Source organism: Staphylococcus devriesei, assembly GCF_002902625.1.
Classification (GTDB): domain Bacteria; phylum Bacillota; class Bacilli; order Staphylococcales; family Staphylococcaceae; genus Staphylococcus; species Staphylococcus devriesei.
Window position 1 is genome coordinate 1 of the sequence record NZ_PPRG01000036.1, and the last position, 13347, is coordinate 13347.

Sequence of the window (13347 nt, forward strand, 5' to 3'; positions counted from 1 at the left end):
CGATTATTGGATTTATTAACTTTAATATTATCAACTTCTTATTATTAAGATTATTACCAACAATATTATTAAACTTTATATTGTTAATTATTGTTTTTCCAATTTTCCTTAAATATATTAAAAAAATGCAAAACAAGATTGACACTAAAGTGTAGTAATGGTACTATGCAATAGTTGAGTAGTTTTATAGCTACATACAACCGCTCAAATACAGGTTTAAGTACACAAATAGCTAAATTGGAAATAATTCGAATTTAGTATGTCACCTGTATATGGCGTGACTTATAAATATAGGAGGTGCAAAGTATGTTTGCTATTATTGAAACAGGCGGTAAACAAATCAAAGTAGAAGAAGGTCAAGATATCTTCGTTGAAAAATTAGATGTTAATGAAGGTGATTCATTTACATTTGATAAAGTTATCTTTGTAGGTGGCGATTCAGTTAAAGTTGGTGCTCCAACTGTTGAAGGTGCTACTGTTACTGCTACAGTTAAAAAACAAGGACGCGGTAAAAAAATTACTGTATTCACTTACAAACGTCGTAAAGACTCTAAACGTAAAAAAGGTCATCGTCAACCATACACTAAATTAACTATTGATAAAATTAACGCTTAATCTTTATGATTACTGTTGATATTACAATAAATGATAGTGGCAAAGTAACAGATGTTATTATGGATGGCCATGCAGACCATGGTGAATATGGTCATGATATTGTTTGTGCTGGCGCTTCAGCAGTTTTATTTGGTAGCGTAAATGCTATATTAGGTTTAACTACTGAAAAACCAGACATTGACTATGATGATGACGGTGGTCATTTTCACATAAGAAGTGTAGATACAAATAATGAACAAGCACAATTAATTCTTCAAGCAATGCTTGTTTCTTTACAAACTATTGAAGAAGAATATAATGAAAATATCAGATTAAATTACAAGTGAGGTGTATCCCGATGTTGAAATTAAACTTACAATTCTTTGCATCTAAAAAAGGGGTAAGTTCTACTAAAAACGGTCGTGACTCAGAATCTAAACGTTTAGGCGCTAAACGTGCAGATGGTCAATACGTTACTGGCGGTTCTATCTTATACCGTCAACGCGGAACTAAAATCTATCCTGGTGAAAATGTAGGTCGTGGTGGCGATGATACATTATTCGCTAAAATCGATGGCGTTGTTCGTTTCGAACGTAAAGGACGCGACAAAAAACAAGTTTCTGTATATGCAGCAGCTGAATAATTTTGTCTAGTTAACACCAGAAGTGAATGCTTCTGGTGTTTTCTTTTGTTTATAAGTGATTTATATAAAATGATAAATTTTAAACTGTTAAATATTTAATGATATAATATTGTCATTAATGAATCGAAAGTAAAAGAGGTGAGATATATGTTTGTCGATCAAGTTAAAATATCTCTAAAAGCTGGTGATGGAGGTAATGGTATCACTGCTTATCGTAGAGAAAAATACGTACCATTTGGAGGTCCAGCTGGTGGCGACGGTGGTAAAGGTGCATCAGTTGTTTTTGAAGTGGATGAAGGATTAAGAACATTACTTGATTTCAGATATCAAAGACATTTTAAAGCCAAAAAAGGTGAAAATGGACAAAGTAGTAATATGCATGGTAAAAATGCAGAAGATTTAGTGTTAAAAGTACCACCTGGCACGATTATTAAAAGCGTAGATACTGAAGAAGTATTAGCTGACTTAGTAGAAGATGGTCAACGTGCTATCGTTGTTCAAGGCGGTCGTGGCGGAAGAGGTAACTCTCGTTTTGCTACACCACGAAATCCAGCGCCAGATTTCAGTGAGAATGGAGAGCCCGGTGAAGAATTGGATGTAACGCTAGAGCTTAAGTTATTAGCGGACGTTGGCTTAGTAGGTTTCCCAAGTGTAGGTAAATCAACGCTATTATCTATCGTTTCTAAAGCTAAACCGAAAATTGGAGCTTATCACTTCACTACTATAAAACCTAATTTAGGTGTAGTATCTACACCTGATAACAGAAGTTTTGTTATGGCTGATTTACCTGGTTTAATAGAAGGTGCATCTGATGGAGTCGGTCTAGGTCATCAATTCTTAAGACACGTGGAACGAACAAAAGTTATCGTGCATATGATTGATATGAGTGGTTCTGAAGGTAGAGACCCTATTGATGATTATCAAGTCATTAATAAAGAACTTTTAAATTATAAGCAAAGATTAGAGGAAAGACCTCAAATCATTGTCGCAAATAAAATGGATATTCCTGAAGCACAAGAAAACTTAGAACGCTTTAAGAAAGAATTAGCGTCAGACGCAATCGTTGTGCCTGTTTCTACAATTACCCGTGATAACATCGACCAATTGTTATATACTATTATGGATAAATTAGACGAGGTTAAAGATATCGACTTTAGTGTAGAAAAAGATGAAGAAGTTGGAGTTAACCGTGTACTTTATAAACATACGCCTTCTCAAGATAAATTCACAATTACTCGTGATGATGATGGTGCTTATGTAGTAAGCGGTAACGCGATTGAAAGAATGTTCAAAATGACTGACTTTAATAGTGATCCAGCCGTTAGACGATTTGCACGTCAAATGCGTTCTATGGGTATCGATGATGCTTTAAGAGCGCGAGGATGTAGTAATGGCGATATCGTAAGAATATTAGGTGGAGAATTTGAATTTATAGAATAGGAGTGCTTTAAGTGGACAACAAAGAATATAAAAAGTTCTATTTAATAAGAGAAGATGTTTTACCTGAATCAGTTGTAAAGACTTTAAAAATTAAAGATGCTTTAAAGAATGATTCTGAGCTGTCCATTTATGAAGCCGTGAAAAGATTTAGTTTATCTAGAAGCGCATTCTATAAATATCGCGAGACCATCTTTCCTGTTGATGAAAAGATATTTGAACATCGTGAATTTACACTTATTTTATATGTCAATGATATTGTTGGTATGCTTGCGCAAGTATTAAATACTATTTCTCAATTAGAATTATCTGTATTAACGATTCACCAAAGTATTCCAATGGAAGATAAAGCGACGATAACATTGTCATTAAGTGCTAAAAACACGTCACTATCAATTGATGAAATTATTATAGCTTTAAGAAATATTGAACATGTATCAAAGGTTGAATTAATAAGTATGAGTATGTAAGGAAGGTAAATCATGTACGCTTATATAAAAGGGCAATTGACCCAATTATTTCCAACGCACGTTACGCTTGAAACGTCTAGTGGAGTAGGTTATGAAATACAAACACCTAATTCATATCGTTTTCAAAAATATTTAGATCGAGAAATTACTATTTATACTTCATTAATAGTTAGAGAAGATGCACAATTGCTTTATGGTTTTATTAATGAAGAAGAAAAAGAAATGTTTTTAAGTTTAATCAAAGTGACAGGAATAGGGCCTAAATCTGCGTTAGCGATTTTAGCTACAAGTACGCCTAATGAAGTTAAACGTGCAATTGAAAATGAAAATGATGCATATTTAACGAAGTTCCCAGGTATTGGAAAGAAAACGGCACGCCAAATCGTGCTTGATTTAAAAGGTAAAGTCCAAATTACTGAGGAAGATAGTGAAACCTTGTTTGCTGTTGATGACCAACCTTCAAATAATGAGCGTTTAATTAAAGAAGCATTATTAGCGCTTGCTGCTCTAGGATATTCTAAAAGAGAATTGGCTAAAGTTGAAAAAGTACTTAACAAAGAAGCCTTTGAATCTGTTGACGAAGCGGTTAAACTAGGTTTAAAAACATTAGTTTCATAAAAAGGTTAAGGAGATTTGGATGTTTTGCCCGCTTCTCCTTAACCCTTAATTATAGATTAATTTACTGGGGGGATAATAATGGATGATAGAATGGTCGATCAATCATTACATAATGAAGAATCATCTTTCGAGTTCTCGCTCAGACCTACGAAATTAAAACAATATATTGGACAAACTTCTATTAAAAATAATTTAGAAGTGTTTATAAAAGCGGCCAAATTACGTGAAGAGCCACTTGATCATGTGCTTCTCTTTGGCCCTCCAGGTTTAGGTAAAACAACTTTATCTAATATTATTGCTAATGAGATGGATGTAAATCTTAGAACTGTATCTGGTCCATCACTAGATAGACCTGGGGATTTAGCTGCAATATTATCTGGTCTACAGCCTGGTGATGTTCTCTTTATTGATGAAATTCATCGTTTGAGTAGTACGGTTGAAGAAGTTTTATATTCAGCTATGGAGGACTTCTTCATAGATATTATAATTGGTAAAGGCGATGAGGCTCGTAGTATCAGAATTGATTTACCACCATTCACACTTGTTGGCGCGACTACACGTGCAGGTAGCTTAACTGGCCCATTAAGAGATCGCTTTGGAGTACATTTAAGATTAGAATATTATAATGAATCTGATTTAAAAGAAATTATTATAAGAACTGCAGAAGTTTTAGGTACTCAAATTGATGATGAAAGTGCTTCTGAATTAGCTAAACGTTCACGTGGAACGCCGAGGGTAGCTAATCGATTATTGAAACGTGTGCGCGATTTTCAACAAGTCAATGAAGATGAACAAATTTATATCGAGACTACTAAGCAAGCTTTAAAACTACTACAAGTTGACGATGAAGGTTTGGATTATATTGACCATAAAATGATGAATTGCATTATAAATCAATATAACGGAGGACCAGTCGGCCTTGATACGATTGCAGTATCTATCGGCGAAGAACGTATAACTATTGAAGATGTATACGAGCCTTTTTTAATTCAAAAAGGGTTTATCGAACGCACACCTAGAGGAAGAAAAGCAACTGCGTATGCATATGAACATTTAAAAAAAACAAAAGAATGAGGGAATAGAAATGAACGTTGAGGAATTTGATTATGATCTTCCTGAATCATTAATTGCTCAGACTCCTTTGAAAGATAGAGATCATAGCCGTTTATTAGTGTTAGGACGTCAATCAGGTGAAATTGATCATAAGCACTTTACTGACATCATTGATTATTTCAATCCTGGTGATACGCTTGTATTAAACGATACACGTGTGATGCCGGCGCGTTTATTTGGTCTAAAAGAGGAAACTGGAGCGAAGGTTGAAATGTTAATGCTTACCCGCATTGAAAAGAATGACTGGGAAGTATTATTAAAACCAGCAAAACGCATTAAAGTTGGAAATAAATTATCATTTGGTGAAGGTAAAATTATCGCTGAATGTATTGAGGAATTAGATCAAGGTGGACGCATTATGCGTTTACATTATGAAGGCATTCTTGAAGAACGTTTAAATGAACTTGGAGAAATGCCATTACCTCCGTATATTAAAGAGCGTTTAGACGATCCCGAGCGTTATCAAACAGTTTATGCTAAGGAGAATGGCTCTGCGGCTGCGCCTACGGCAGGATTACACTTTACAGATGATTTATTAGAAAAAGTCAAAGCTAAAGGTGTAAACATCGCATTTATAACTTTACATGTTGGATTAGGTACATTTAGGCCAGTTAGTGTTGATAATATTGATGATCATCAAATGCATAGCGAATACTATCAAATGACACAGCAAACTGCTGATTTATTAAATCAAACTAAAGAACAAGGTAATAGAATTATTTCAGTAGGTACCACTTCTACTAGAACACTAGAAACGATTCGCCGTGATAATGATGAATTTGTTGCAGTCAGTGGATGGACAGATATATTTATTTATCCAGGATTCGAGTATAAGGCTATCGATGGTTTGATAACTAATTTCCACTTGCCTAAATCTACACTAGTTATGTTGGTATCAGCATTTAGTAGTAGAGAAAATATTTTAAATGCTTATAATAAAGCAGTAGAGCTTAAATATAGATTCTTTAGTTTTGGAGATGCAATGTTAATTATTTAATGAATGAGAGGTTTATAGTATGCCAGCAGTTACTTATGAACATATAAAAACTTGTAAGCAATCAGGTGCGCGTTTAGGGATTGTTCATACACCACATGGTTCTTTTGAAACGCCGATGTTTATGCCGGTTGGAACAAAAGCTACAGTTAAAACAATGAGCCCAGAAGAATTACGTCAAATGGAAGCGCAAATCATATTAGGAAACACGTATCATTTGTGGTTACAACCTGGAAATGATATTATCAAACAAGCTGGGGGTCTACATAAGTTTATGAACTGGAATGGCCCTATTCTTACTGACTCAGGTGGGTTCCAGGTATTTAGTTTAAGTAATCTTAGAAAAATTTCTGAAGAAGGTGTAGAGTTTAGACATCATACCAATGGTTCTAAACTATTTTTAAGCCCTGAAAAATCAATGGAAATTCAAAATGATTTAGGTTCAGATATTATGATGGCATTTGATGAGTGTCCCCCTATGCCTTCAGAATATAACTATGTTAAAGATTCTATTGAACGTACCACAAGATGGGCTGCACGTTGTCTCAAAGCACATAAACGTCCTGAAGATCAAGCTTTATTTGGTATTATTCAGGGCGGTGAGTATAAAGATTTGAGAGAACAAAGTGCCAAAGAATTAGTTGATCTTGATTTTCCTGGATATGCAATAGGAGGATTATCAGTGGGTGAGCCTAAGCCAGTTATGTATGATATGGTAGAACATACCGTTCAATATATGCCAGAAGATAAACCACGCTATCTAATGGGCGTAGGTTCCCCTGATGCGCTAATTGAATGTAGTATTCGAGGAATGGACATGTTTGATTGTGTCTTACCAACTCGTATTGCTCGAAATGGTACATGCATGACTTCTAGCGGAAGATTAGTTATTAAAAACGCTAAATATGCTAATGATTTCGGCCCACTTGATGAAAATTGTGATTGTTACACATGTAAGAATTATTCACGTGCTTATATTAGACACTTAATTAAAGCCGAGGAAACATTTGGAATCCGTCTTACTACTATTCATAATCTACATTTTCTGCTAAAATTAATGGAAAATATTAGACAAGCCATTCGCGAAGATCGTCTATTGGATTTTAAAGAAGAGTTCTTTGAGCAATACGGTCTAAATGTGGATAACCCTAAAAACTTTTAATAAGGAGATTACAGAATGAACGTTTCAGCACTTATTTTACCTATTATTTTAATTATAGTGTTTTACTTCTTCTTAATTCGACCACAACAAAAACGTGCTAAAGAGCATCGTGAAATGATTAGTCGAATTGAAGCAGGACAAAGAATTACAACAATTGGTGGTTTAAAAGGTACAGTTAAAGCTGTAGATGAAACTACAGTAGTTATTACTGTTAACGGTCATGGTACAGAAATGACGTTTGAGAAGCCAGCAATTAAACAAGTTGATCCTTCATAATTAAGGGTGCAACATTAATTAAATATTTATTTGAAGGGCTGGGACATTTATAAAAAGTGTCTCAGCTTTTTATTGTAGATAGCCATGAGTTGAAATGAAGAGATAATTAAATTAAAATCTCTACACCTTCAGTCAAAACTTGCCATGCCAAGACGAAGGAGAAGACAGGTTGAAATCTTTAGCTTGATATTAGACTATTCTCTCTTCTCATTTTCTTAATCATTAACTATAGGCTGAAGTCATAATTTCACTAAAAGTCATGGTATGTTAATATAGATAAGTCATGTTATATCTATGTAATCTTTTATTAACTTGCGTGTGGTTTATTAAAGGATTATCCTTAGTACATAAGTAAACAATGAGGTGTTCATGTGAAAAAATTTAGTAGGATAATTGCATTCATACTAATTGTTGCCGTACTCTTTGTTGGTATGGGACTTACATATAAGAATGTAGTTAAAAACGTAAATCTTGGACTTGATTTACAAGGTGGTTTCGAAGTACTTTACCAAGTTAAGCCACTTGAGGGCGGTAAGAAGATTGATGATAGTGCATTACAATCGACTGCTCAAACCTTGGAAAATCGTGTTAACGTATTAGGTGTATCGGAACCTCACATTCAGGTAGAAGATCCTGATCGTATTAGAGTCCAGCTAGCTGGAGTAAAAGACCCTGATGAGGCACGAAATATATTATCCTCTCAAGCGAATTTAACTATCCGTGATGCGGATGATAAAGTTAAACTAACTGGTAAGGATATTGAACAAGGTTCGGCTAAACAAGAATTTAAGCAAGGTACGAATGAACCAGCAGTTACTTTTAAATTGAAGGATCGTGATAAATTTAAAAAAGTAACTGAAGAAATATCTAAAAAGCAAGAAAATATGATGGTAGTATGGTTAGACTATAAAAAAGGTGATAGTTACCATAAAGAATTAGAAAAACCTGAAGATAAACGTAAATATGTTTCAGCGGCGACCGTTGACCAACCTATTAATTCAGATAGTGTTGAAATTTCAGGTGGTTTTCATGGTCAAGAAGGTGTAGAACGAGCTAAACAAATTGCTGAATTATTAAACGCTGGGTCATTACCAGTTGATTTAAAAGAAGTTTACTCTAATTCTGTTGGTGCTCAGTTTGGTCAAGATGCACTTGATAAAACAATATTTGCCTCTGCTATAGGTGTAGCTATCATTTACCTATTTATGGTCGGATTTTATAGATTACCTGGTTTAGTCGCAGTTATGGCTTTAACAGTATATATCTATCTAACACTTGTAGCATTTAACTTTATCTCAGGTGTACTTACATTGCCTGGTTTAGCTGCACTGGTATTAGGTGTAGGTATGGCGGTAGATGCCAATATTATTATGTATGAGCGTATTAAAGATGAATTGAGGGTAGGCCGAACGCTTAAACAAGCCTATACTAAAGCAAATAAGAGTTCCTTCCTCACAATCTTCGACTCTAACTTAACAACTGTTATTGCAGCAGGTGTACTGTTCTTCTTCGGTGAAAGTTCAGTTAAAGGCTTTGCTACAATGTTGCTATTAGGTATATTAATGATATTTATAACAGCGGTGTTCTTATCTAGGGGATTATTATCATTACTTGTATCTTCAAATTACTTTAAAAAGAAATATTGGTTATTCGGAATTAACAAAAAAGACCGTCATGACATAAATGAAGGCGTAGATGTACATGACTTAAAAACATCATTCGAAAAATGGAACTTTGTTAAACTAGCTAAACCATTAATTGGAGCCAGTGTACTTATATTAGTTGTCGGTATAATTATCTTAAGTATTTTCAAATTAAACTTAGGTATCGATTTCTCTTCTGGTACACGTGTTGATATTAATTCAGACTCAAAATTAACTCAAACTAAGGTAGAACGTACCGTTAAAGATTTAGGACTTAACCCAGACCAAGTTCAAATCAATGGTAATGGAAATAAACAAGCTACCGTTCAATTCAAAAAAGACTTATCTAAGAATGAAGTTGTAAAACTTAATAAGAAGGTTAACGATGAATTTGGTCATAAACCGACTGTAAATACAGTATCACCAATGATAGGCCAAGAATTAGCTAAGAACGCTATGAAAGCACTTCTTTATGCGGCTATTGGCATTATTATCTATGTATCATTACGCTTTGAATGGAGAATGGGATTATCTTCTGTCCTAGCATTATTACATGACGTCTTTATGATCGTTGCGATATTCAGTCTATTCCGTTTAGAAGTTGACATCACGTTTATAGCAGCAGTACTTACAATTGTAGGTTATTCAATTAATGATACTATCGTTACGTTTGACCGTGTAAGGGAAAACTTGCATAAGGTCAAAGTTATTACTAAACCTGAACAAATTGATGATATAGTTAATAGATCAATTCGCCAAACGATGACCCGTTCAATCAATACTGTTTTAACAGTAATAGTAGTTGTAATAGCAATACTTATCTTTGGTGCATCAAGTCTATTTAACTTCTCATTAGCGTTATTAATTGGACTAGTTTCTGGTGTGTTCTCTTCAATCTTTATCGCGGTGCCGCTATGGGGTATGATGAAGAAACGACAACTTAAAAAAGCAGACAACGGCAAACTAGTTGTTTATAAAGAGAAAAAATCAAATGATGAAAAAATATTAGTTTAATTATTTCAAGTAAATAAGTCAGCCTAGAACATTTATTAAAATGTTACGGGCTGATTTTTTTATGTCAAATTCGACTATATTAAATTGGATTTACTTTTTATTTATTATGTTTTTAGGTATAATGGCTTTTGGAAAAAGGAAGGATAATAGTATGATTAAATCTAAATATAACTGGCTTTATGAACCACCAATTGAATACATTAGTGAAGACTTAGTTAAACGTTACAAATTAACGCCAATTATTAAAAAAGTACTTGAAAATAAATCTATCGTCCAAGAAGAAGATATTAAAAAAGTATTTACAGATACAACAATTAATCACGACCCTTGGCGCTTAAGTTATATGAAAAAAGCAGTAGAGCGTATTAATGAAGCTATAGATAAGAAAGAAAGAATATTAGTTTATGGTGACTATGATGCGGACGGCGTAACATCTACTACTATTTTAGTGAGTACACTTAAAACATTGGGAGCTGAAGTAGGCTGGTATATACCTAACCGCTTCACAGAAGGTTATGGTCCTAATAAGTTAGCGTTTCATAATGCCTATGACGAAGGTATTTCGCTTATTATTACAGTTGATAATGGTATTCAAGGACATGAAGAAATTAAAATGGTACAAGAATTAGGCGTGGATGTGATTGTGACAGACCATCATGAAATCGGACGTACATTGCCTGAAGCGTATGCGATAGTTCACCCAATGCATCCAGAATTTGACTATCCTTTTCAATATTTATGTGGTGCTGGAGTGGCATATAAACTATCCCAAGTGTTACTTGATAACCCACCTAATTATTTTGTTAGTCTAGCTGCTATTGGAACGATTGCAGATTTAGTCTCATTAACAGATGAAAATCGTACAATTGTAAAACAAGGCCTAGCCAATTTAAATGACTATTGCCCACCTCAAGTTAAAGCCATGCTTAATCAAGCCGGCTTTAACGACACAATTAATGAGGAAACGATAGGTTTTATTATTGGACCGCGACTTAATGCAGTAGGACGATTAGAAGATGCCTCATTAGCTGCAGAGCTATTGATGTCTGAGGAAGAAGAGGAAGCGGAATTTTTAGCGGAACAAGTCGAACATTTTAATGTGGAGCGTAAAGAAATTGTAGCTCAGTTAACAGAAGAAGCATTGGCTATGGCTGAAGAAAAGGTCAAAGCTGGGCGACGATTTTTACTTCTAGCTAAAGAAGACTGGCATGAAGGTGTATTAGGAATAGTTGCTTCTAAAATCGTTGAAACTTATGCATTGCCTACATTAATTTTAAATATTGATTTAGAACAAAATCATGCGAAAGGTTCTGCTCGTAGTATTGACCAAGTGTCCATGTTTGAAATATTAAGTGCTCATCAAGACTTAATAACTAAGTTTGGTGGCCACCATATGGCAGCTGGCATGACTATGGATATTGACAACATAGAAGAATTAGAACAAGGACTTAATGATTGGATGGCACAATTAGCAGAACATGCATCATTAGCACCTACTAAGCGTGTTGCAGTAAAACTTGATGAAGCGGATATTACAGTTAAAAATATAAGAGATATTCAGAAGTTAAGTCCGTATGGAACTGATTTTGAAAAACCTTTATTCGAATTAGATAATAGCGATGTGATGGATGTTAAAGCAATAGGCAAAGATAATAAACACCTTAAAATAACAACAGGTCAACTTCGCTTACAACATCTTTACTGGAATAATGGACATCTTGCTTCACAAATTGAATTAGGACAACCAATCAGTTTGTTAGGGAATTTACAAATAAATGAATGGAATGGTAATCAATCACCACAATTTATTATTCAAGATCTTGCCACGAATGATGAACAAATTCTAGATTATCGTAGTAAACGTAAACACCTTAATTTAGAGACAAATGATCATCAAATTGCATTTATTATTCATCCTAAAATGGAAAAAGTTAATGATAATTACTTTTATTATGGTGAAACTATAGGCGATGAATACGAAATTGTTGTACTTAGAGACTTACCTCAAGATCTAGAAAGTCTCACTCATAGCCTGAAAGAAATTAATTACTCACAAATGTATATAGTGTTGCAACATCAAGCATCTATTTACTTTGAAGGTATACCGAGTCAAGATATATTTAAAAAATGTTATAAAGCACTTATTAATAAACAAGAAACGAATTTAGAAAAAGAGGGCATGTTATTATGCCAATTTCTAAATGTTAAACCCAATATTTTAAAATTTATATTAAAAGTATTTATTGAATTAGGCTTTATTATTGATGATAATGGTATAATTAAAATAAACAATAATCCTAATAAGCAAAATATTGAAACGAGCCAAACTTATCAAGCAAGATTATCACGAATAGAAGTTGAAAAACGTTTGTTGTATGATGATTTTTCACAGCTTAAACAATGGATAGAAGCTCAAAAGGGTTAATTTATAGGGAGGACACATTTAAATGGATTTAAAGCAATATGTTTCAGAGGTGCAAGATTGGCCTAAACCGGGAGTAAGTTTTAAAGATATTACAACGATTATGGACAATGGTAAAGCTTATGGCTATGCTACTGATCAAATTGTAAAATATGCTAAAGAACGTAATGTAGATATCGTCGTAGGACCAGAGGCTAGAGGGTTTATTATTGGTTGCCCAGTTGCCTATTCAATGGGCATTGGCTTTGCTCCTGTGAGAAAAGAAGGTAAGCTACCTCGTGAAGTGATTCGCTACGAATACGATTTAGAATACGGTACAAATGTTTTAACAATGCATAATGATGCTATTAAGCCTGGGCAACGCGTATTAATTACAGATGATTTATTAGCAACAGGTGGTACCATTGAAGCGGCTATTAAGCTTGTTGAAAAGTTAGGTGGTATCGTTGTAGGTATCGCGTTTATTATTGAATTAAAATATCTAAATGGTATTGAAAAAATTAAAGACTATGACGTCATGAGTTTAATCTCATACGACGAATAAATTATTAATTGAGATAGATGTAGAGGTTGAGACATTGATAAGGTGTTTCAACCTCTTATTAATTATATTTATACTTATTTTTATATCATTCTTACCTTTTAATAAAGGCTATGCTAGATGAATTTAAATTAAATCTAACATCATTTATTTATTTAAAAACTTGTAGTATCATAGAACTATTATTTAGAAAAAATCAAACCTTTTATAGTTTGCTTGATATTTGATAAAATTAAAGTAATTCTCATATTCAGAATGGGGCATTAATTATATATGTTCTAGGAAATTAATTAATAGTAGCCTAAGCGTTTTGTCCTAACCTTTGTTATACTCGGAATAATGAAGCGTTAAGGTATGTTTTCTTAATTTTCAAAAATTCGAATATCGAGTGGAGTATTTGGAATATTAAAGAGTTGGGGT

Annotated in this window: 13 protein-coding genes and 1 other annotated feature; all 13 genes read left to right on the forward strand. The window is 33.7% G+C overall.

All coding sequences use genetic code 11. The features are described from left to right. Nucleotides 1–188 precede the first annotated feature (188 nt). Nucleotides 189–293: a sequence feature (ribosomal protein L21 leader region), on the forward strand. Between the two features lie 13 nt (nt 294–306). Beyond that, complete coding sequence (gene rplU / locus CD147_RS06270; protein WP_103166566.1) at nt 307–615, forward strand: 50S ribosomal protein L21; 309 nt, start codon at nt 307–309, stop codon at nt 613–615. Between the two features lie 5 nt (nt 616–620). Continuing rightward, complete coding sequence (locus CD147_RS06275; RefSeq protein ID WP_103166567.1) at nt 621–941, forward strand: ribosomal-processing cysteine protease Prp; 321 nt, start codon at nt 621–623, stop codon at nt 939–941. Nucleotides 942–952: 11 nt separating this feature from the next. After that, the gene (gene rpmA, locus CD147_RS06280) at nt 953–1237 is read left to right on the forward strand and encodes a 50S ribosomal protein L27 (protein WP_103166568.1); all 285 of its coding nucleotides are present in this window, start codon (nt 953–955) and stop codon (nt 1235–1237) included. Nucleotides 1238–1384: 147 nt separating this feature from the next. Beyond that, a complete protein-coding gene (gene obgE, locus CD147_RS06285; RefSeq protein ID WP_103166569.1) occupies nt 1385–2677 on the forward strand; it encodes a GTPase ObgE in 1293 nt (430 codons plus the stop codon). Between the two features lie 11 nt (nt 2678–2688). Beyond that, on the forward strand, nt 2689–3144 hold the full coding sequence (locus CD147_RS06290) for an ACT domain-containing protein (RefSeq protein ID WP_103166570.1): 456 nt from the start codon (nt 2689–2691) through the stop codon (nt 3142–3144). Nucleotides 3145–3156: 12 nt separating this feature from the next. Beyond that, a complete protein-coding gene (gene ruvA, locus CD147_RS06295; protein WP_103166571.1) occupies nt 3157–3762 on the forward strand; it encodes a Holliday junction branch migration protein RuvA in 606 nt (201 codons plus the stop codon). Between the two features lie 78 nt (nt 3763–3840). Further along, a complete protein-coding gene (gene ruvB, locus CD147_RS06300) occupies nt 3841–4836 on the forward strand; it encodes a Holliday junction branch migration DNA helicase RuvB (RefSeq protein ID WP_103166572.1) in 996 nt (331 codons plus the stop codon). Nucleotides 4837–4846: 10 nt separating this feature from the next. After that, nucleotides 4847–5872, forward strand: coding sequence for a tRNA preQ1(34) S-adenosylmethionine ribosyltransferase-isomerase QueA (queA, locus tag CD147_RS06305; protein WP_103166573.1), 1026 nt, complete (start codon nt 4847–4849; stop codon nt 5870–5872). Between the two features lie 19 nt (nt 5873–5891). Then, nucleotides 5892–7031, forward strand: a complete 1140-nt coding sequence (tgt, locus tag CD147_RS06310) for a tRNA guanosine(34) transglycosylase Tgt (protein ID WP_103166574.1) — start codon at nt 5892–5894, stop codon at nt 7029–7031. A gap of 15 nt (nt 7032–7046) precedes the next feature. After that, nucleotides 7047–7307: a preprotein translocase subunit YajC gene (gene yajC / locus CD147_RS06315; protein ID WP_103166575.1), complete on the forward strand. Its 261-nt coding sequence runs from the start codon at nt 7047–7049 to the stop codon at nt 7305–7307. Nucleotides 7308–7678: 371 nt separating this feature from the next. Further along, nucleotides 7679–9964 (forward strand): protein translocase subunit SecDF, encoded by a 2286-nt coding sequence (gene secDF, locus CD147_RS06320; protein ID WP_103166576.1) that lies wholly within the window; start codon nt 7679–7681, stop codon nt 9962–9964. 151 nt (nt 9965–10115) lie between these two features. After that, complete coding sequence (gene recJ / locus CD147_RS06325) at nt 10116–12389, forward strand: single-stranded-DNA-specific exonuclease RecJ (protein WP_103166577.1); 2274 nt, start codon at nt 10116–10118, stop codon at nt 12387–12389. Between the two features lie 22 nt (nt 12390–12411). Next, nucleotides 12412–12930, forward strand: coding sequence for an adenine phosphoribosyltransferase (locus tag CD147_RS06330; protein ID WP_103166578.1), 519 nt, complete (start codon nt 12412–12414; stop codon nt 12928–12930). The last annotated feature ends 417 nt before the right edge of the window (nt 12931–13347 follow it).

Bases quoted from the DNA above. Each gene is read 5' to 3' on its own strand.
- rplU (WP_103166566.1), top strand. From the start codon at position 307: ATGTTTGCTATTATTGAAACAGGCGGTAAACAAATCAAAGTAGAAGAA.
- CD147_RS06275 (WP_103166567.1), top strand. From the start codon at position 621: ATGATTACTGTTGATATTACAATAAATGATAGTGGCAAAGTAACAGAT.
- rpmA (WP_103166568.1), top strand. From the start codon at position 953: ATGTTGAAATTAAACTTACAATTCTTTGCATCTAAAAAAGGGGTAAGT.
- obgE (WP_103166569.1), top strand. From the start codon at position 1,385: ATGTTTGTCGATCAAGTTAAAATATCTCTAAAAGCTGGTGATGGAGGT.
- ruvA (WP_103166571.1), top strand. From the start codon at position 3,157: ATGTACGCTTATATAAAAGGGCAATTGACCCAATTATTTCCAACGCAC.
- ruvB (WP_103166572.1), top strand. From the start codon at position 3,841: ATGGATGATAGAATGGTCGATCAATCATTACATAATGAAGAATCATCT.
- queA (WP_103166573.1), top strand. From the start codon at position 4,847: ATGAACGTTGAGGAATTTGATTATGATCTTCCTGAATCATTAATTGCT.
- tgt (WP_103166574.1), top strand. From the start codon at position 5,892: ATGCCAGCAGTTACTTATGAACATATAAAAACTTGTAAGCAATCAGGT.
- yajC (WP_103166575.1), top strand. From the start codon at position 7,047: ATGAACGTTTCAGCACTTATTTTACCTATTATTTTAATTATAGTGTTT.
- recJ (WP_103166577.1), top strand. From the start codon at position 10,116: ATGATTAAATCTAAATATAACTGGCTTTATGAACCACCAATTGAATAC.
- CD147_RS06330 (WP_103166578.1), top strand. From the start codon at position 12,412: ATGGATTTAAAGCAATATGTTTCAGAGGTGCAAGATTGGCCTAAACCG.